The sequence below is a fragment of the Comamonas sp. 17RB genome (assembly GCF_030056555.1).
GTDB lineage: Bacteria > Pseudomonadota > Gammaproteobacteria > Burkholderiales > Burkholderiaceae_C > Comamonas > Comamonas terrigena.
Window position 1 is genome coordinate 356,401 of the sequence record NZ_JASHHY010000003.1, and the last position, 17,717, is coordinate 374,117.

The following is a 17,717-nucleotide window of genomic DNA, read 5'->3' on the forward strand; positions in this document are numbered from 1 at the left end:
GTAGATATGGCGGGCTTTTTTTCATGGGGAAGCTGCAAGGGAAGTGGCAGTGACAGCGACTCGCCACCACCCACAGAAGCCTGCCGTCACCCGCTCAGTGCGCTCCTCCGGCATCGGCGGCACCGGCATGGCCTACCGGACGCTTGGTCAGCCAGATCAGCACGATCAGCACCAGGAACAGCACCGACGAAGCCCAGAAGATGTCGTTGGCCGCCAGGGTGAACGCCTGCTGGTCGATCAGCCGGTTGATCTGCGCCAGCGCCTGCTCCTGCGTCATGCCGGCGGCCTGCAGCTGGTTCAGCGTGATCGCGAACGTCCCCTGGCCCTGCACCAGCGTTTCCGTCAGGTGGGCATGGTGCATGGTGGCGCGGCTGTCCCACAGCGTGGTGGCGATCGACGTGCCCATGGCGCCCGCGGTGATGCGCACAAAGTTGGACAGGCCGGCCGCCGCCGGGATGCGGTCCGGCGTCAGCCCGCTGAGTGTGATGGTGGTCAACGGGATGAAGAAGAAGGCCATGGCCACACCCTGGATCAAGGTGGGAATCAGGATATGGAAGAAGTCCGTCTCGATGGTGAAATGCGAACGCATCCACAGCACCGTGGCAAACACCACAAACGCGCCCGTGGCCATCCAGCGCGGATCCCAGCTGCCCACCTTCTTGCCGACCAGCGGGGTCAGCACAATGGCCAGAATGCCCACCGGCGCCAGCGCCATGCCGGCGGTCGTGCTGGTGTAGCCCAGCCACTGCTGCAGCCACAGCGGCAGCAGCACCACATTGCCGAAGAACACCCCATAGGCAATCGACAGCGCCAGCGAGCCGGCGGCAAAGTTGCGCCGCATGAACAGACGCAGCTCTACCACCGGGTGGGCGTCGGTCAGTTCCCAGACCACGAACACCACAAAGCTGACCAGCGCCACCACGGCCATGGTGATGATCTCGCCCGAGGCGAACCAGTCCAGTTCCTTGCCCTTGTCCAGCATCAGCTGCAGCGCACCGACCCACAGCACCAGCAGAGACAGGCCCACGGTATCGATGGGCAGTTGGCGCGTGGCCGTCTCGCGGCTGCGGTAGATGTTCCAGGTCAGCAGCGCCGACAGCAGGCCCACCGGCACATTGATGTAGAAGATCCACGGCCAGGAAATGTTGTCGGTGATCCAGCCGCCCAGCAGCGGCCCCACCACTGGTGCCACCAGCGTGGTCATGCCCCACAGCGCCAGCGCCGTACCGGCGCGCGAAGGCGGGTAGCTGGACAGCAGCAGCGTCTGCGACAGCGGAATCATGGGCCCGGCCACCAGGCCTTGCAGCACGCGGAACAGCACCAGCGTTTCCAGCGATCCGGCAAAACCGCACAGCCAGGACGTCAGCACGAACAGCAGCACGCTCATGGTGAACAGCCGCACCGCGCCAAAGCGCTGGGTGAGCCAGCCGGTCAGCGGCACGCTGATGGCGTTGGCCACACCGAAGCTGGTGATCACCCAGGTGCCCTGGCTCGGGCTGACGCCCACATCGCCCGAGATGGCCGGAATGGCTACGTTGGCGATGGACGAATCGAGCACGTTCATGAACGTGGCCAGCGACAGGGCCACCGTGCCCAGCACCAGCTGCGCGCCCTTGAGCGGCTCCGGCCGTGCCGGCAAGGCTGGCGGACTGGGAGGCGTGGGCGGAGAAGAAGGCAGCGCCCCCGGGCTATCGCCGGGTGCGACCGTAGAGGAAGAAGTCATACGCGGATCCGCTCCAGTTCAGATACCGGGCGGTTTACTGCGCAGCCTTGTCTGCCGCCGGAGCCGCAGCGGAAACCGCCACCGGGGCGGGCAGCTGCTGCAGCACCGGCACGCTCTGACCGGAGATGATGCGGGTGATGCGCTCCTCGGTCTGCGGCAGTGCGGCGTCATACACCGCCGTCTGCGCCACCGGCTCGGTACGCGGTGCCGACGCCAAAGCCGTGCCGTCCCGGTCGCGCACATCCACCTTGGCCTCCATCGACAGGCCCACACGCAGCGGATGGGCTGCCAGGTCTTCGGGGTTCAGGCTGATGCGCACCGGCACGCGCTGCACCACCTTGATCCAGTTGCCCGAGGCGTTTTGCGCAGGCAGCAGCGAGAACGCCGCGCCCGTACCCGCTCCCAGCCCCACCACGGTGCCGTGGTAGACCGTCTTGTCGCCATAGACATCGGCCGTCAGCTCGGTCTTCTGGCCAATGCGCAGCTCGGCCAGCTGGCTTTCCTTGAAGTTGGCATCCACCCACAGCTGGTGCAGGCCCACCACCGTCATCAACGGTGCACCGGCGGCCACACGCTGGCCCAGTTGCACGCCGCGCTTGGCGACATAGCCCTCCACCGGTGCCACCAGGCGGGTGCGCTGCAATGCCAGCGCGGCTTCACGCACCTTGGCGGCAGCGGCCTGCACGCTGGGGTGGGCCTCGGCGGTGCTGCCCTGGGTCTGGGCTTCGGCAGCCACCAGCTGGGCCTTGGCAGCACGCACAGCGGCTTCGGCCGCTACCACGGCGTTGCTGGCGGTCTTGAGCACGCTCTGGGCATGGTCAAACTCTTCCTTGCCCACGGCGCCCGTGGCCGTCAGCGGGCGGCGGCGCTCCACGTCGTCCCTGGCACGGCCGAGGTCGGCCTGCAGGCGCAGCAGATCGGCGTCGCGCTGGGCCACCTGGGCGGCCAGCGGCGCGTTGTTGGCGTACAGCGTGCGCACCTGGCGCACGGTCTGGGCCAGCTGCGATTCGGCCTGTGCCAGGGCCACCAGGGCGTCGGCGGTGTCGAGCTGCACCAGCACCTGGCCGGGCTTCACGTAATCGGTGTCGTCCGCACCAATGCTGACGACGGTCCCGCCCACCTGGGGTGTGATCTGCACCACATTGCCTGCTACATAGGCGTTGTCGGTGGTCTGGTAGTTGCGGGCCACCATCCAGTGCCAGCCTCCCCACGCGACGGCTGCGACGGCCACGGCGGCAGCCACGATGGTAAGGCCTTTGCGGCGGCCCTGGGGATTGGCAGCGGGAGCTGCGGCGGCGTTGTTCTTGCTATCGGTCATGATGTTCGGCGCTTTGTTATGTCGGTAAATGGTTTTGCGCCCCGGGCAGTCTGCACAGCAGCGCTGCCCAGGAAAAATCGGTGAAAGTGGATGGCGCGCGTGGCGCGCCGGTTCATCCAGTGATCATTTCTGGCTCAGTTGCACGCGGGCGGTGTCGTCCTGCCAGCCACCGCCCAGCGCCTGCATCAGCGCAATGCGGGTGTCCAGTTCACGGGCACGCAGGTCCACGGCCAGGCGGCGCTGGGCAATCACCTGGCTTTCGGTGTTCAGCACCACCACCTGACCGGTCAGACCGGCCTGGTAGCGCTGCACGGCAAAGTCGTAGGCGCGTTCGGCCTTGGCCAGTGATTCGGCCTGCAACTGCTGCTGGCGCTCCAGCGATTGCATGGACGCCACGGCATCGCCTGCGCCCTTGACGGCATCCAGCACCACACCGTTGTACTGGGCGATGGCGCCGTCCAGATCGGCCTGCTTGCCGCGCAGCTGGGCGCGCAGGCGCTTGCCATCGAAAATCGGCAACCGCAGCGCGGGCGTCACGCCCAGCTGGCGCGAACTGCCCTGGAACACCTGGTCCAGCCCGACGGCCGACAGGCCCACAAATGCCGTCAGGTTCACATCCGGATAGAACTCGGCCTTGGCGCTGTCGATGCCGCGCGTGGCGGCCTCCACGCGCCAGCGGGCCGCCACCACATCCGGGCGGCGACCCAGCAGATCGGCTCCCAGCACCGTGGGTACCGCCTGCAATTGCAGGGCCGCCAGCTGTGGCGCCAGGGCCTGCTGGGCATCGGGCGCCTGGCCGCACAGCACGGCAATGGTGCGGCGTGCCAGCGTGATCTGCTCGTCCAGCATTTCCACCTGGGTGCGGGCATCGGGCAGGCCTGCCTGGGCCTGGGTCAGTTCCACCTGGCTGTCCAGACCGGCGCGGGTGCGCTGCTGGCTCAGGTCCAGCAAGGCCTGGCGTTGCACCAGCGTCCGCTGGGCCACCTCGCGCTGGGCCAGCAAGCGGGCCAGTCCGACATAGCTGCGTGCGACCTGGCCTGCCAGCTGGGTGGCGGCGGCCGCGCGGTCGGCCTGGGCCGCACGGGCCTGGCCCAGGGCGGCATCCAGCTCGGCGCGGTGCTTGCCAAAGAAATCCGGATTCCAGCCCAGGCCCAGCTGCACGTTGCCGCTGTTGTAGGTGTGGCCGGCAATGGGCGCCGGGATCATGCCGTTGGCGCTGTAGTGCTGGCGCGTGGCGTCGGTGGTGAAGCTGCCGCGCACATCGGTGGCGCTGCTGGTGGCCGTGGCCAGCGCCAGGGCCTTGTCCAGGCGGGTCTGGCTGGCGGCCAGGCTGGGGTTGTCCTGCAGGGCCAAGGCCACCAGCTGGTTGAGCTGGGCATCGCCCAGCGCACCCCACCACTGGGCAGCGGGCAAGGCGGCATCGGTGGTGGCGTCCGCAGCGGAGCGGGCCTGCAGCCCCAGCGCGTCGGGAGCCAGCGTGGTCAGTGGGGTATGGGCCGGCCCCTGGGAAGCGCAGCCCGCCAGGACCAGGGCGGCGGCGCCCAGCGACAGCCCGGCAGCCAGGCGGTGCAGCGGTGGTGCTGCAAAACGGTGTGAAGACATGGTGGATGGATCCAAGGTCAAACAAGGCTGCAAGGGCTGCAGCCGAAAAGCATCAGGACTGGGGCGTCGCCTCTGCGCCCTCAGGCGGTGGGGACGAAGGGCGTGCCGCCGGGGATGGCGAGGGCGACGCAGAAGGCGCGGCGGGAGCGGCGGCCCCTCCCCGCAGGGCATCACCGTTGAGCAGCATGCGCTGCAGCATGGACACCAGCTGGCGGCATTCCGCATCGCTGAAACCCGCCAGATGGGCGTTGAGCACGTCGCACAGCACCTCGGGCACCTGGGTGGCCACGGCGCGGCCCTGTTCGGTCAGCACCAGTTCCACACGGCGGCGGTCGGTGGTGGAACGCTCGCGGCGCAGCAGGCCTTTGGCCTCGATGCGGTCCAGCGCACGGGTGACGGAGGCCGGGTCCATGCCCAGATCCCGCGCCAGGCAGGTGCTGCGGGTGTCGCTGTTGAGCAGCAGCTTGTACAGCGGCAGCCACTGCACATAGGTCAGGTCGTGCTCGGCCAGTTGCGCATCGGCCTGCTGCAAGACGGAGCTGAGCACACGCCGCATCAGAAAACCGGCGCTCTCCCAAGGCTGGTAGCTGCCGGGCCGGTAGAAGGCAGCCGGGGGCTGCACGGCACCGGGTTCCGGGCCGTTCGCCTGGGGGTCGTCAGGAGAAAGTGACATGGTCAAAAAATTAATTGACTAAGCAATAATTGGCTGTGCAATGTATTCCAAATTGCAGAACACCGCCTGTCACCCATGCAGCCGCAGGGGGCATGGCCACCTGGCTAAAGCCTGAAACGCTCCCGAAATCAGAGCTATGAATCTAGCTTGCGAGGACTTCACTGCGATATCAGCCATCCCATAAGCAGCCCTCCAGGGCCGCACGGCACAGACCCTGCTGTCGCCATGCCGCGACAGCACCGGGCCGTTCGCAGCTGCGGCGCACCAGGTGCAACAGCCTTGCCCGTGTTTTCCCTGGACTGTCGCGCGTGCTGCCACCGGACACGCACCGCGCTTTCCATAATGGGCCGCACACCCTTCCACCCCAGTTTCAGGAGAGACCCCGTATGCGCGCAGCAGGCAAATCCACCATCGTCACCGGCGCCGGCAATGGCATTGGGGAAGGCATTGCCCGGCGCCTGGCCGCCGAAGGCGCATGCGTGGTCGTCAACGACATCGATGCCGCCAAGGGCGAAGCCGTGGCCGCCAGCATCCGTGCCAGCGGAGGACAGGCGCAGTTCGTACAGGCCGACATGACACGCTATGCCGATGTGCAGGCCCTGACCGCACGCACGCTGGAGCTGTTCGGCCGGCTGGATGTGTGGATCAACAACGCCGGCTGGACCCACCGCAACCGCCCGATGCTGGAAGTCAGCGAGGAAGAATTTGACCGGGTGTATGCCGTCAACATGAAAAGCATCTACCTCTCTGCCATCCACGGCGTGCCCGCCATGCGTGCCAACCCCCAGGGCAGCAGCGGCTGCTTCATCAACATTGCGTCCACCGCCGGGATCCGCCCGCGCCCGGGACTGACCTGGTACAACGGCTCCAAGGGCGCGGTCATCACCACCAGCAAGTCGATGGCGGCCGAACTGGGACCGGATGGCATCCGTGTGAACTGCATCAACCCGGTCTTCAACCCCGACACCGGCCTGGCCGCCGAGTTTGCCGGGGGGCCGGTGGACGAGGCCCGACGCGCCAGGTTTCTGGCCACCATTCCGCTGGGCCGCTTTTCCACCGCACTGGATGTGGCCAATGCCGCGCTGTACCTGGCCAGCGACGAGGCGGCCTTCATCAGCGGCGTCTGCATCGAGGTGGATGGTGCCCGGTGTGTCTGACGCCCGGCGGTGAAACAGCCCGCGTCCTGGATGCGCGGAGGCAGGTGGTTTTTCCACTGTGGCGGCGAGGCGGTCCAGGGGGCGCCCGACAAGGCGCCATCTTGATGCACATCAAGCACGCACGGCGCGCCCCGCGCTCCATGCCCCAACACCCACAAGGCATACCCCCTTAGAGGCACAATCGCCACCCTATGTCCGACCGAGTGATTCCTGTGCTGGACCAGCGCGCCGCGCCGCTGCAGCCCCGCATCTCCACCGCCCTGCCCACCGCTACCGGTGTGCTGCAGGATGGACTCGGCCGCCCCTTGCATGACCTGCGTATCAGCGTGACGGACCGCTGCAATTTCCGCTGCGCCTACTGCATGCCCAAGGAGATTTTCGACAAGGACTACCAGTACTACCTGCCGCATTCGGCCCTGCTGTCCTTCGAGGAAATCACCCGCCTGTCCCAGGTGTTTGTGCAGCACGGGGTGCGCAAGCTGCGCCTGACCGGGGGCGAGCCGCTGCTGCGCAAGCATGTGGAAAACCTGATCGCCCAGCTGGCCGGGCTGCGCACGCCCGACGGCCAGCCACTGGATCTGACGCTGACCACCAACGGCTCCTTGCTGCGCCGCAAGGCCCAGGTGCTGAAAGACGCCGGCCTGCAGCGTGTGACCGTGAGCCTGGACGGGCTGGACGACGCGGTCTTTCGCCGCATGAACGATGTGGACTTCCCCGTGGCCGAAGTGCTGGACGGCATCGCTGCCGCGCAGCAGGCCGGGCTGCAGCACATCAAGGTGAACATGGTGGTCAAGCGCGGCACCAATGAAGACCAGATCCTGCCCATGGCGCGGCATTTTCGCGGCACGGGCGTGACGCTGCGCTTTATCGAATACATGGATGTGGGCGCCACCAACGGCTGGTGCATGGATGAAGTCCTGCCCTCGGCCGAGGTCATCGCCCTGCTGCAGCGCGAGCTGCCCCTGGTGCCGCTGGAAGCGACTGCCCCCGGCGAAACCGCCCAGCGCTGGGGCTATGTCGGCGCCGACGGCCGCCACGACCCAGCCTTGGGCGAAGTGGGCGTGATCAGCAGCGTGACCCAGGCCTTCTGCCACGAATGCAGCCGCGCCCGCCTGTCCACCGAAGGCCAGCTCTACACCTGCCTGTTTGCCGACCAGGGCTGGGATTTGCGCACCCTGCTGCGCAACGGCAGCAGCGACGCGCAGCTGTCTGCGGCTGTAGCCGACATCTGGCAAGGCCGCACGGACCGCTATTCCGAGCTGCGCAGCCAGCTGCCGCCTTCGGAAGCGGCGCCCCGCCGGCGGATTGAAATGAGCTACATCGGGGGTTGAGCCCTGAAGCACCGGGTGGCCCCTGAACAGCGGACGGCCGCAGCGCCAGTCAGCGGCGTTTAGCTAGGGTCTCCGGCAGACAGCACATCGGTTGCTGGAGACGTGGGCAGATTGGGGCAGGGCCGAACGCCGCAGTGCAATCCCCGCCATGGACACCACACCCCTGGGGCCTGACCGCCCGAAGCGCTGCGGCCCTGCCGCTACACTTGGCGCCAAATCAGCCTCACCTGCCTGCTGCAGGGGAGCAGGCAGCTATATTTTTTGAAGAACATGATCGCTACTTCCGACATCACCGGCATGGTGCTGGCCGGCGGCCGTGGCAGCCGCATGGGCGGCGTGGACAAGGGCTTGCAGCCGTTTGCCGGCCAGCCGCTGGCCCGGCACGCGCTGCAGCGCCTAGCGCCCCAGGTCGGGCCGCTGCTGGTCAACGCCAACCGCCATCTCGAGACCTACCGTGCCTGGGGCGTGGAGGTGGTGATCGACACCGAGGCCGACTACCCCGGCCCCCTGGCAGGCTTTCTGGCCGGCCTGCTGCATTGCCGCACCCCCTGGCTGCTGGCCGTGCCTTGCGATACGCCACGCTTTCCCGCCGACCTGGCCACGCGTCTGGTGGCAGCGGCCGAAGCCGCCCAGGCGCCGCTGGCCGTGGTGCATGCGCCAGACACCGAGCCGCCAGCGCCCCACGCTGGCGCCGCCATCGACGCAGCCGCTGTCCACGCCCCCCCGCTGCGTGCCCAGCCCGCTTTCTGTCTGATACATACCAGCCTGCTCGCCAGCCTGCAGCAGTTCGTCTGCGCAGGCGGTCGCAAGATCGACCGCTGGACCGCGCTGCACCCGCTGGCCGTGGCCTGCTTCGACCAGCCGGGCGACGACCCGCTGGCCTTTGCCAACGCCAACTCGCTGCAGGAGCTGCATGCCCTGGAAGGGCTGCTCGCCATCCCACCGGATACGGAGAACCGCTGATGTCCCTCTCATGGATGACCCAACTATTGGCCCGCATCGGCGCGGATGCTGGCGCCATGCAGGTGGCCCAGGTCCACACCCTGCTGCGCGCCCTGACCCAGCCCGTGGCAGAGACCGAGTCCCAGCCCCTGCACCAGGCGCTGGGCCGCGTGCTGGCGGCCGATGTGCAATCGCCCGTCGATGTACCGCCGCACGACAACGCCGCCATGGACGGCTATGCCTTTGCCGGCCAGTGGCTGGCCACGGCCGAACAGCTGGCCCTGCCCGTTGCGGGTACCGTGCTGGCCGGCCAGCCCTGGGCGGGGGATATTCCGGCTGGCCATGCGCTGCGCATCATGACGGGTGCCATGCTGCCGCCGGGGCTGGACACCGTCGTGCCGTTTGAGCTGTGCCAATTGGAAGGCACTGCGGATGCGGCAGCGCCCACCGTGCGCTTTGCCAGCACCGGCCTGCGCCCCGGCGCCAACCGCCGCCAGCGCGGTGAGGAACTGGCCACAGGCGCCACCGCCCTGCCGGCCGGCACCCGCATGGGGCCTGCCGAGCTGGGCCTGGCTGCCGGCCTGGGCCTGGCCCAGCTGACCGTGCGCCGCCGACTGCGCGTGGCCCTGTTCTCCACCGGCGACGAGCTGCTGCAACCCGGCGAAGCAGCCCGCACCGGCGCCATCTACGACAGCAACCGCTTTGCACTGGCCGCTGCGCTGCAGCAACTGGGCTGCACCGTGCACGACCTGGGCGCCGTGCGCGACGAACCTGCTGCACTGCGCGCTGCACTGCAACACGCCGCAGAGGATGCCGATGTCATCCTGACCAGCGGCGGCGTCAGCAGCGGCGACGCCGACCACACGCAGACCCTGCTGGCCGAGCTGGGCGATGTGGCCTTCCTGCGCATTGCCATGCGCCCCGGCCGCCCACTGGCCGTCGGCCGCATGCGCCGGGCAGACGGCCGCACCGGCGCCTTGCTGCTGGGTTTGCCAGGCAACCCGGTTGCCGCCCTGCTCAGCTTTGCGCTGCTGGCACGCCCCGCGCTGCTGCAGGCCATGGGCATGGATGCCGAGCGGGCCACGCCCGCACTGGTGCAGGTGCCGCTGGCCGTGCCATTGCGCAAGCGTGCCGGCCGCACCGAGTTCGTCCGCGCCACCCTGCACACCAATGCCCAGGGCCAGGTCGAGGCCCACCCCACCGGCAACCAGAGCTCGGCCATGCTCAGCAGCCTGGTGCAGGCCGATGCCCTGCTGCTGCTGGACCACCACCAGGGCGATCTGGCGGCAGCAACCCTGGTCAACGCACTGCCACTGCACGGCCTGCTATAAAAGCTGCATTCTTTTTGCAGTGAACGCATCCATGGCCTACACCGACACCGCCACCCTGCCAGAGCCCACCGCCGAGGCTGTGCAAGCCCTGCCCGGCCTGGTACTGCTGGAGTTCGGCACCGATTGGTGTCCCCACTGCCTTAGCGCGCAGGATGCCATCCGCAAGGTGCTGGCGCCGCGAGACGACATCCAGCACATCAAGGTGGAAGACGGCCCCGGCCGCCGCCTGGGGCGCCTGTTCCGCGTCAAGCTCTGGCCCACGCTGGTGCTGCTGAAAGACGGCCAGGAAATCCGCAGGACCGTGCGGCCACAGGGAGCACAGGGCGAGGCAGCGGTGCGGATGGTGGTGGAGGCAGCCTGAACCGATGGCCCCCGTACCGTGCGGCAGCGCCGGTCAGGCGGGTCTGGTACGGGATGGAGGTAGCGATGGAGGTAGCGATGGAGGTTGGCACACTGCCACCGTCCACTGTGCATAACGCTGCACGTAGGGGCGGCTGCTGGCCAGCCCCCGTTCACCAGCGGCCAGGGTGCGTGGCCGATCCAGATGCCGTGCCAGGCGCAACTGGTCCTTGAACTGTTCGGAGAACGCTCCGGTCTGCAGCCGCTCAAGAATGCCGGACAGCAGCTGTGTGCGCTGGCTGCGCCCCAGCGGGCAGTGCTTCAGGCGGCGGCAGATCATCGCCCGGGCCCGGCCATGCCATAGCCCCCGGGTGTCCGCCAGCACAAACGCTATGCACGCATCCAACGCCAGTGCATCCTGCACCAGCAGCCTGTCCGCCAGCGCGCGCAGCTCCTGTTTGCTCAACAAGCCGAAGGCCGTGTGGGGCTGCAGGGACATGGGGGAGGGAGGATGCGAATGCGGGCTGCGCGCGGGCTGTGCGTCTAATCGCCGCGCAGGATCTGGATCACATGCTCGGGGCCGAACGCCACCTGCAGGCCGGGCGCCAGGGCTTCCGTGCAATACGGCTGGTTGTCGAGCGTGCCCAGATAGCCTGCACCCTGGCAGGCCTGGACGATCACCCACATGCGCTCCACGTTCTCTCCTGCCTCGTGGGTGATGCGAAAGACTAGCTTGGCAAAGTCGCCCACATTCAGCCCGGCCCGCATCTCGCGGGGCGGCAGATAGAAAGTGTCCGGCGCCTGCGCATGCAAGGTTTCGCCGTTGTCGAGTGTGTAACTGACCATCATCCTCTCAGTGTCGTGCCATATCGGTGAATGGCGCCGTCGGCGCCTGCCGGGCCCCCTGCGTCACGGGCCGCTGCAGGCCTGCGCTCCGCCTTCGCACAGAAAGGCGTAATGCTCCGCCACGGGGACGGGCCGGCGTGCGCTGGTGTGCACGCTGCCTTCGGCCGTGAACAGAAAAGGATAGAAGCTCAGGCAGCTGTCCGCATCCAGCGCCGCCACCACAGGCTGCCAGCCTTCCCAGCGCAAGTCGCGGTAGAAGTCGCGCAGACGGCTGGAAAAAGCCCACTGCATGAACGCGGTGTGCCCCATCTCCAGTGCCTCCCAGGCCAGGGTGTCGGGTGCCAGATAGTAGACGCCACCCCGGTCCACGCCCAGCGCACCGCCGTTGATGGCGAAGAATCCGCCCACGGCGTCATCGGCAATCAGCAAAAAGCCATCGCCCCGCTGCTGGTTCCATGCCGCCAGATCGCGCGACAGCCGGGGATGGCCCGAGCCCAGCAGGCGCAGCCAGCCCCCATCGACCAGCACGCCGCCGGTGCCATGTGCCATGGCCCCCAGCGGCGAACGCGTGGTCACCTGCAGCGCCAGCAGCACCGCATCGCACGCGGCCGAGGGCGGCAACAGCTCCACCGGCAGCTCCGCATCCTGGGCCCACGCCGTGAGCATCGGCAATGCCGACTCGGCGTGGTTCAACAGCTCGTGCAGCGCCCGCATGCGCCCTCCTTCACCGGTTCAGCATCCATGCGCGCCATTCTGGCACGGGGGAATCGCCGGTCACGCAACCCAGGCGCCCGCCACAGCCACTCAGCATGCCGCCTCCACTGTCAGCCATGGCCAGCGTTCCTGGTAGCTGCGCGCCTTGTCGGCAAACATGGCAGGCTGGTGGTTCAGGGGATTGATCCGCAGCACATTGCGCTGCAGATCGTCCAGTCCGTGGGTGCTGTACAGCGCGCCGGTGGCAACGTCCACGCCTATGCAGGTGGAGCAGATCAGGTAGCGGTCGATGCCATCGGTGGCCTGGTGCAGCGGCGCGTAGCTGGCACCGAACTTCTGGGCATACCACAGGTGCACACGGGCCTGGTTGCGCACCTCCACATGCACGCCCAGATGCTGGCATGCCTGGCGCGCGCGCGCAATGATGCGGTCTTCGGCCTCCCAGGACAGATCGTCGTCAAAGTAGATGACGTCATAGTCCTTGATGCCCCACTGGGGCGGCCGGCCGGATTGCAGGTTCCACACCGTCTGGAACAGACAACCCGCAGTCAGCATGCACTGCGGCAGGTCCAGCGTGGGCAGCAGCGCCAGCAAGGCACGGTTGGCGGGGTTTTCCATGACCAGCACCACCAGGGTCTCGCTGCTAAGGGCTTGCATTGCTTGTCGTTGTTGGAGGAAGGGCACTGCAGCCCGGCCGTACCTCCCGTACGGCAGGGTGCAACAGGCGTATCGCGCGCACGGCGCGCGTGGCGTCCACGGTGCTTACAGCCGCCCCAGTGCCTGGTCCACACCCTTGTTGGCAAGGGCATCGGCGCGTTCATTCCCCGGGTCTCCGGCGTGGCCCTTGACCCAGCGCCAGTCAATGCGGTGGCCGGCGCCGCTGACCAGCGCGTCCAGCTGCTGCCACTGCTCGGCATTCTTGACGGGCTCCTTGCTGGCCGTGCGCCACCCTTTGGCCTTCCAGCCGTGGATCCATTCGGTGATGCCTTTGCGCACGTACTGGCTGTCCAGGTACAGCGTCACATCGCAGGGACGCTTGAGGGCGGTGAGCGCCTCGATCACCGCCTGCAGCTCCATGCGGTTGTTGGTGGTTTCACGTTCGCCGCCAAACAGTTCCTTCTTGGCGTCTCCCGCCTGCATCAGCACCCCCCAGCCACCAGGGCCGGGGTTGCCCTTGCAGGCGCCGTCCGTGTAGATCACAACCTTGTTCACAACTTCATATCCTTGTATTTCGACGATGGATTGCGCTGGGCCACGGGCACCGCCCCTGGCGCATTGGCACGGCGCGTGCGCCAGCCGGGCTCCAGCAGCCGCATGCCCTGCACGCGCTTGATGGCCACCACGCAATAAACAGCGCCGAGTATGGGCCAGGTTTTGGCTCCCACACGGTTCATCCAGCCCCAGCGCTGCTGCCAGCGCGCCTGCTGCACATGGGGGGTGAAGGCGCCGAAGTCCACCGCCTCGATTTCCAGCTCCATCAGCCGCAGCCAGTCGCGCAGCCGCAGATAGGCAATCCCCCGCGTGGCATTGGCGGCGTCCTCCGCCGGCCGCTCCAGCGCGTGCTGGGCACCCCACAGGCTCCAGGGGTTCAGGCCGAAGATCAGCACCTTGCCTTCGGGCATCAGCACCCGCGCCACCTCGCGCAGCGTGGCGTGGGGGTCGGGGCTGAGCTCCAAGGTGTGCGGCAGGATCAGCAGGTCCATGCAGGCATCGGCCAGCGGCAACGCGCGGAAATCGGCATAGAAAGCGGGCGCCCACCGCGGACTGTCCGCCGCCACCTCCCCTTCCTGTGCGGCGGACGGGCACCAGGCGGCCTGCTCCGGGGACTCCAGGGCCAGCCACCGGTGGGGCATGCGGTTGGTTCGTAACCCTTGTAGCATCGGCATACCCCACTGGAGGCTGTGATAGCCGAAAATATCGGACACGGCCTCGTCGCAGCGTTGCTGCTCCCAGTCCAGCAGGTACTGGCCCGACGCCGTCGCATTCCAAGGGTGTACTACCCGATTCGTCTCACTCATGAACCTGTTGCCCATACCCGCGCTGGCGGACAATTACATCTGGTTGCTGCACGATGGCCACGAGGCCCTGGTGGTCGACCCCGGCGTGGCCGAGCCTGTCATGCAGGTGTTGCAGGCCCGGGGCCTTGCGCTGCGGACCATTCTAGTGACCCACCACCATGCCGATCATGTCGGCGGCGTGGCGGCACTGCGCGAAGCCACCGGCGCCACGGTCTACGGTCCCGCCTTCGAGACCATTCCCGAACCGGCCACCCGCGTGGACGGCGGTGACACCTTGCACCTGCTGGGCCTGGACTGGCAGGTACTGGCCATTCCCGGCCACACCAGCGGCCATGTGGCGTATTACTGTGCCAGCCCTGGAGGTCCCGGCCCCGGGGATGCCCCCATTCTGTTCTGCGGCGATACCCTGTTTTCGGCCGGCTGCGGCCGCCTGTTCGAAGGCACGCCGGCACAGATGTTCGATTCGCTGCAGCAACTGGCGTCCCTGCCCGCCGACACCCGCGTGTGCTGCGCACATGAGTACACACTTTCTAACCTGCGCTTCGCCTTGGCTGTGGAACCAAACAATGTGCAGCTGCTCCATCATGCGGCACACTGCCAGAATCTGCGTGCACAGGGACAGCCCACACTGCCATCGTCCCTGGCGGTGGAGCGCGAAATCAACCCTTTTTTGCGTTGTAACGTTGTGCAAGTAGCCCAAGGGGCTTCACAATTCGCGCCTCACCTCGACACCCAACACCCGCTCAGCGTCTTCACCGCGCTGCGCGAATGGAAAAACGTATTCCAATGAATTTGAGGCATATTCTTTTGCTGTGCAGTGCGTTGTGGCTGGCCGGTTGCGCCACCACCACGCCCACCGATGGCACGGCACCGGACGCCAGCACCGCGTCGGTCACCAGCTATGTTCCCCAAGGTCCGCTCAGCCCATTGAGCAACAAGAGCGCCCGCGGCGGCAAGGTGGCATCCCTGACGCCGCCAGCCGACCTGTGGGAACGTATCCGCAACGGCTTTGCCATGCCCGATCTGGAACAGGACCTGGTCCAGAACCAGGAGCAGTGGTACAGCAGCCGCCCCGACTACATCCAGCGCATGACCGAGCGCTCCAGCAAATACCTGTTCTACATTGTGGAAGAGCTGGAACGCCGCGACATGCCCACCGAGCTGGCACTGCTGCCCTATATCGAAAGCGCGTTCAACCCGCAGGCCGTGTCCAGCGCCAAGGCCGCCGGCATGTGGCAGTTCATGCCCGCCACAGGCACCTATTTCGACCTGAAGCAAAACAGCTTCCGCGACGACCGGCGCGATGTGATGGCCTCCACGCGCGCAGCGCTGGACTATCTGCAAAAGCTCTACAACATGTTCGGCGACTGGCACCTGGCCCTGGCCGCCTACAACTGGGGCGAAGGCAGCGTGGGTCGCGCCATCAAGCGCAACCAGACGCTGGGCCTGGGCACGGGCTACACCGAGCTGAACATGCCCGCCGAGACGCGCAACTACGTGCCCAAGCTGCAGGCGGTCAAAAACATCATTGCCCAGCCCGGACGCTTCAGCGCCCAGCTGCCGCTGATCGAGAACCACCCTTACTTCCAGGCCGTGGAAATCACCCGCGACATCGACGTGGCCCTGGTCGCCAAGCTGGCCGATGTGCGCGAAGAAGACTTCCGCGCCCTCAACCCATCATTCCACAAACCCGTCATCCTGGCAGCCGGCACGCCGCAGATCCTGCTGCCCTGGGACAACGCCAAGGTCTTCCGCAGCAACCTGGAAGCCTATGACAAAGGCCAGCATGCCAGCTGGACCGTATGGGTGCTGCCACGCACCATGAGCGTGGCCGATGCCGCCCAGCGCGCCGGCATGAGCGAGTACGACCTGCGCACCGCCAACAACATCCCGCCACGCATGCTGATCAAGTCCGGCTCGGCGCTGATGATTCCGCGCTCCGTGGAAGCTACCGATGTGTCCGGCCAGGTGGCGGACACCGCCAGCATTGCCTTTGCCCCCGAAGTCGTGGCACGGCGCAGCACCGTCAAGGCCCGCAAGGGTGACACCATCATCAGCATTGCACGGCGCTACAACGTCAGCTCCAGCGACGTGGTGAGCTGGAACGATCTGCGCCCCAATGCCAGCCTGCGCAGCGGCCAGTCACTGACCATGTACCTTCCGGCCCGTGTGGCCGCCAGCGTGGCCAGCAGCGGCAACGGCCGCCAGCAGACCGTGACCAAGGTCAGCCGCAACAGCAAGACCGCTGTCAAGGCAGTGCCGCGCAACGAAGGCAAGACTGCGGTGGCCCAAAAGGGCGGAACCCCCTCCAAGCGCAAGCGCTGACCAGGCCCTGCGCCATCAAAAAAGGACTGCCCAGGCAGTCCTTTTTTTGTGCATCCGATACGACCTGGAGGCAGCTGCAGGGGGACAGGCATGCGGCCATGCCTTGCTGTCAGCGCTGCTCCATGCGTTCACACCACCAGCGAATGGCAGCGGCGTGGATTGCCTTCAGCGCCGGTCCACCAGCGCATGGGCAATCGTGCCCAGGTCCACATACTCCAGCTCGCTGCCCACCGGCACGCCCCGCGCCAGGCGGGTGACCTCGATGGAACGGCCTTGCAGCAGCTCCGTGATGGCATGGGCCGTGGCCTCGCCTTCGGCGGTGAAGCTGGTGGCCAGAATCACCTCTTGCAGCGCCGGCTCCTGGGTGCGCACCAGCAGCTCGGGCAGGCCGATGTCCTTGGGTCCCACACCGTCCATGGGCGACAGCCGCCCCATCAGCACAAAGTAGTAGCCACGGTAGGCGCCTGTGCGCTCCATGGCCGCCAGGTCCGCTGGCGTTTCCACCACGCACAGGCGTGCGGCGTCGCGCCCTTCATCCCGGCAGATGCTGCACACCGCCTCGTGCGTGAAGGTGTTGCATTTCTCGCAGTGGCGCACGGAATCCACGGCCGTCACCAGCGCCCGCGCCAGTTGGCGCGCACCTTCCTGGTCGCGTTGCAGCATATGGAACGCCATGCGCTGCGCAGTTTTGACGCCCACGCCCGGCAGGCGGCGCAGCGCCTGGATCAGGGGCTCCAGCGGTTGAAGCAGTTCGGACATCGGCAACACTCCAGAATCCAGAAATATCCAGCCCGGTGCGCAGCGAAACGGCAGCGCCCAAAGCAAAAGGGAAAGCGCCAGCGCTTTCCCTCGGTCACAGACCACCCGGACCACAGTCCGTCCGGCCCTGCAGCACAGCTGCGCTGTGGTCATCCCATCCAGGCCTAGCGGCCTGTGTAGCAGCAGGTTGCTGGATGGACACCACCCGAACCGCGCCCTGCGCCATCCGCTGCCGCAGGGCGGCAAGGCAGCGCACCAGCGCCCCCCGGGCGGGTGCGCGTGGTGCTTAGAACGGGAACTTCATGCCACCGGGCAGACCGGGCATGCCAGCGGTCAGCTTGCCCATCTTCTCGTTGCTGGTCTCTTCGGCCTTGCGCACGGCAGCGTTGAAAGCGGCGGCCACCAGATCCTCCAGCATGTCCTTGTCTTCGGCCAGCAGGCTGGGGTCGATGGTGATGCGCTTGACGTCGTGCTTGCAGGTCATCACGACCTTGACCAGACCGGCGCCGGATTCGCCTTCCACCTCGATGTTGCCCAGCTCTTCCTGGGCCTTCTTCAGGTTGTCCTGCATGGCCTGGGCTTGCTTCATCAGGCCGGCGAGTTGTCCTTTGTTGAACATGGCTAAATCCTTTGCGTTGG

Annotated in this window: 19 protein-coding genes; 7 read left to right on the forward strand and 12 right to left on the reverse strand. The window is 67.1% G+C overall.

Translation table 11 applies throughout. The annotated features are described in order from the left end of the window. Window positions 1-94: 94 nt before the first annotated feature. The 4 genes from QM470_RS07930 to QM470_RS07945 form a co-directional block, all read right to left on the reverse strand. On the reverse strand, window positions 95-1,723 hold the full coding sequence (locus tag QM470_RS07930; RefSeq protein WP_283338824.1) for a DHA2 family efflux MFS transporter permease subunit: 1,629 nt from the start codon (window positions 1,721-1,723) through the stop codon (window positions 95-97). 34 nt (window positions 1,724-1,757) lie between these two features. Beyond that, entirely contained in the window at window positions 1,758-3,041 is a 1,284-nt protein-coding gene (locus QM470_RS07935) for an HlyD family secretion protein (RefSeq protein ID WP_283338825.1), read from the reverse strand. Between the two features lie 123 nt (window positions 3,042-3,164). Next, window positions 3,165-4,643, reverse strand: coding sequence for an efflux transporter outer membrane subunit (locus QM470_RS07940; protein ID WP_283338826.1), 1,479 nt, complete (start codon window positions 4,641-4,643; stop codon window positions 3,165-3,167). Window positions 4,644-4,695: 52 nt separating this feature from the next. Next, window positions 4,696-5,316, reverse strand: coding sequence for a MarR family winged helix-turn-helix transcriptional regulator (locus QM470_RS07945; RefSeq protein ID WP_283338827.1), 621 nt, complete (start codon window positions 5,314-5,316; stop codon window positions 4,696-4,698). A gap of 386 nt (window positions 5,317-5,702) precedes the next feature. Here QM470_RS07945 and QM470_RS07950 point away from each other — a divergent pair, with 386 nt between their 5' ends. The 5 genes from QM470_RS07950 (at window position 5,703) to QM470_RS07970 (ending at window position 10,438) form a co-directional block, all read left to right on the forward strand. Then, complete coding sequence (locus QM470_RS07950; protein WP_283338828.1) at window positions 5,703-6,473, forward strand: SDR family oxidoreductase; 771 nt, start codon at window positions 5,703-5,705, stop codon at window positions 6,471-6,473. Between the two features lie 191 nt (window positions 6,474-6,664). Then, window positions 6,665-7,804 (forward strand): GTP 3',8-cyclase MoaA, encoded by a 1,140-nt coding sequence (gene moaA / locus QM470_RS07955; RefSeq protein ID WP_283338829.1) that lies wholly within the window; start codon window positions 6,665-6,667, stop codon window positions 7,802-7,804. A 270-nt stretch (window positions 7,805-8,074) separates the two neighbouring features. Then, window positions 8,075-8,767 (forward strand): molybdenum cofactor guanylyltransferase MobA, encoded by a 693-nt coding sequence (mobA, locus tag QM470_RS07960; RefSeq protein ID WP_283338830.1) that lies wholly within the window; start codon window positions 8,075-8,077, stop codon window positions 8,765-8,767. Beyond that, window positions 8,767-10,077: a molybdopterin molybdotransferase MoeA gene (gene moeA / locus QM470_RS07965; RefSeq protein WP_283338831.1), complete on the forward strand. Its 1,311-nt coding sequence runs from the start codon at window positions 8,767-8,769 to the stop codon at window positions 10,075-10,077. The genes mobA and moeA overlap by 1 nt, the downstream gene beginning before the upstream one ends. A gap of 31 nt (window positions 10,078-10,108) precedes the next feature. After that, a complete protein-coding gene (locus QM470_RS07970; protein WP_283338832.1) occupies window positions 10,109-10,438 on the forward strand; it encodes a thioredoxin family protein in 330 nt (109 codons plus the stop codon). 33 nt (window positions 10,439-10,471) lie between these two features. Here QM470_RS07970 and QM470_RS07975 read toward each other — a convergent pair whose 3' ends face one another. The 6 genes from QM470_RS07975 to QM470_RS08000 form a co-directional block, all read right to left on the reverse strand. Continuing rightward, a complete protein-coding gene (locus tag QM470_RS07975) occupies window positions 10,472-10,915 on the reverse strand; it encodes a hypothetical protein (RefSeq protein ID WP_283338833.1) in 444 nt (147 codons plus the stop codon). Between the two features lie 44 nt (window positions 10,916-10,959). After that, entirely contained in the window at window positions 10,960-11,262 is a 303-nt protein-coding gene (locus QM470_RS07980; protein ID WP_283338834.1) for a DUF2314 domain-containing protein, read from the reverse strand. 63 nt (window positions 11,263-11,325) lie between these two features. Further along, the gene (locus tag QM470_RS07985) at window positions 11,326-11,976 is read right to left on the reverse strand and encodes a DUF2625 domain-containing protein (protein WP_283338835.1); all 651 of its coding nucleotides are present in this window, start codon (window positions 11,974-11,976) and stop codon (window positions 11,326-11,328) included. Between the two features lie 90 nt (window positions 11,977-12,066). Continuing rightward, complete coding sequence (locus QM470_RS07990) at window positions 12,067-12,633, reverse strand: nucleotidyltransferase family protein (protein WP_283338836.1); 567 nt, start codon at window positions 12,631-12,633, stop codon at window positions 12,067-12,069. A gap of 105 nt (window positions 12,634-12,738) precedes the next feature. Then, window positions 12,739-13,188 (reverse strand): ribonuclease HI, encoded by a 450-nt coding sequence (rnhA, locus tag QM470_RS07995; protein ID WP_280013549.1) that lies wholly within the window; start codon window positions 13,186-13,188, stop codon window positions 12,739-12,741. Then, the gene (locus tag QM470_RS08000) at window positions 13,185-13,994 is read right to left on the reverse strand and encodes a class I SAM-dependent methyltransferase (protein WP_283338837.1); all 810 of its coding nucleotides are present in this window, start codon (window positions 13,992-13,994) and stop codon (window positions 13,185-13,187) included. The genes rnhA and QM470_RS08000 overlap by 4 nt, the downstream gene beginning before the upstream one ends. On the opposite strand from QM470_RS08000, the gene gloB reads away from it, so the two are divergent. Together gloB and QM470_RS08010 are read left to right on the forward strand one after the other, a co-directional pair. Further along, entirely contained in the window at window positions 13,993-14,784 is a 792-nt protein-coding gene (gloB, locus tag QM470_RS08005; RefSeq protein ID WP_283338838.1) for a hydroxyacylglutathione hydrolase, read from the forward strand. The two genes, QM470_RS08000 and gloB, sit on opposite strands and share 2 nt — an antisense overlap. Further along, the gene (locus QM470_RS08010; protein ID WP_283338839.1) at window positions 14,781-16,319 is read left to right on the forward strand and encodes a transglycosylase SLT domain-containing protein; all 1,539 of its coding nucleotides are present in this window, start codon (window positions 14,781-14,783) and stop codon (window positions 16,317-16,319) included. Before gloB ends, QM470_RS08010 begins: the two co-directional genes overlap by 4 nt. A 165-nt stretch (window positions 16,320-16,484) precedes the next feature. Here the strand turns inward: QM470_RS08010 and recR are convergent, their stop codons facing one another. Together recR and QM470_RS08020 are read right to left on the reverse strand one after the other, a co-directional pair. Then, a complete protein-coding gene (gene recR, locus QM470_RS08015) occupies window positions 16,485-17,078 on the reverse strand; it encodes a recombination mediator RecR (RefSeq protein ID WP_218333832.1) in 594 nt (197 codons plus the stop codon). A gap of 286 nt (window positions 17,079-17,364) precedes the next feature. Further along, complete coding sequence (locus QM470_RS08020) at window positions 17,365-17,697, reverse strand: YbaB/EbfC family nucleoid-associated protein (RefSeq protein ID WP_066535790.1); 333 nt, start codon at window positions 17,695-17,697, stop codon at window positions 17,365-17,367. Window positions 17,698-17,717: the final 20 nt, after the last annotated feature.

Bases quoted from the DNA above. Each gene is read 5' to 3' on its own strand.
- QM470_RS07930 (WP_283338824.1), bottom strand. From the start codon at position 1,723: ATGACTTCTTCCTCTACGGTCGCACCCGGCGATAGCCCGGGGGCGCTG.
- QM470_RS07935 (WP_283338825.1), bottom strand. From the start codon at position 3,041: ATGACCGATAGCAAGAACAACGCCGCCGCAGCTCCCGCTGCCAATCCC.
- QM470_RS07940 (WP_283338826.1), bottom strand. From the start codon at position 4,643: ATGTCTTCACACCGTTTTGCAGCACCACCGCTGCACCGCCTGGCTGCC.
- QM470_RS07945 (WP_283338827.1), bottom strand. From the start codon at position 5,316: ATGTCACTTTCTCCTGACGACCCCCAGGCGAACGGCCCGGAACCCGGT.
- QM470_RS07950 (WP_283338828.1), top strand. From the start codon at position 5,703: ATGCGCGCAGCAGGCAAATCCACCATCGTCACCGGCGCCGGCAATGGC.
- moaA (WP_283338829.1), top strand. From the start codon at position 6,665: ATGTCCGACCGAGTGATTCCTGTGCTGGACCAGCGCGCCGCGCCGCTG.
- mobA (WP_283338830.1), top strand. From the start codon at position 8,075: ATGATCGCTACTTCCGACATCACCGGCATGGTGCTGGCCGGCGGCCGT.
- moeA (WP_283338831.1), top strand. From the start codon at position 8,767: ATGTCCCTCTCATGGATGACCCAACTATTGGCCCGCATCGGCGCGGAT.
- QM470_RS07970 (WP_283338832.1), top strand. From the start codon at position 10,109: ATGGCCTACACCGACACCGCCACCCTGCCAGAGCCCACCGCCGAGGCT.
- QM470_RS07975 (WP_283338833.1), bottom strand. From the start codon at position 10,915: ATGTCCCTGCAGCCCCACACGGCCTTCGGCTTGTTGAGCAAACAGGAG.
- QM470_RS07980 (WP_283338834.1), bottom strand. From the start codon at position 11,262: ATGGTCAGTTACACACTCGACAACGGCGAAACCTTGCATGCGCAGGCG.
- QM470_RS07985 (WP_283338835.1), bottom strand. From the start codon at position 11,976: ATGCGGGCGCTGCACGAGCTGTTGAACCACGCCGAGTCGGCATTGCCG.
- QM470_RS07990 (WP_283338836.1), bottom strand. From the start codon at position 12,633: ATGCAAGCCCTTAGCAGCGAGACCCTGGTGGTGCTGGTCATGGAAAAC.
- gloB (WP_283338838.1), top strand. From the start codon at position 13,993: ATGAACCTGTTGCCCATACCCGCGCTGGCGGACAATTACATCTGGTTG.
- QM470_RS08000 (WP_283338837.1), bottom strand. From the start codon at position 13,994: ATGAGTGAGACGAATCGGGTAGTACACCCTTGGAATGCGACGGCGTCG.
- QM470_RS08010 (WP_283338839.1), top strand. From the start codon at position 14,781: ATGAATTTGAGGCATATTCTTTTGCTGTGCAGTGCGTTGTGGCTGGCC.
- recR (WP_218333832.1), bottom strand. From the start codon at position 17,078: ATGTCCGAACTGCTTCAACCGCTGGAGCCCCTGATCCAGGCGCTGCGC.
- QM470_RS08020 (WP_066535790.1), bottom strand. From the start codon at position 17,697: ATGTTCAACAAAGGACAACTCGCCGGCCTGATGAAGCAAGCCCAGGCC.